At 55.1% G+C, this 207-nt stretch carries 1 rRNA gene; it reads right to left on the minus strand.

The features are described 5' to 3' along the window. Window positions 1-207 (minus strand): 23S ribosomal RNA (locus tag OO60_RS44415); the annotation flags it as partial.

Consider the following 207-nt stretch of genomic DNA (forward strand, 5'->3'; position numbering starts at 1 on the left):
CTATTCAGACTCGCTTTCGCTACGGCTACCCCACACGGGTTAACCTCGCCACGCAGCACTAACTCGCAGGCTCATTCTTCAAAAGGCACGCCATCACCCAACAAGTGAGCTCTGACGGCTTGTAGGCACACGGTTTCAGGTACTCTTTCACTCCCCTCCCGGGGTACTTTTCATCTTTCCCTCACGGTACTCGTCCGCTATCGGTCT

Origin of the sequence: Amycolatopsis vancoresmycina (assembly GCF_000716785.1) — a bacterium.
Taxonomy (GTDB): Bacteria; Actinomycetota; Actinomycetes; order Mycobacteriales; family Pseudonocardiaceae; genus Amycolatopsis; species Amycolatopsis vancoresmycina.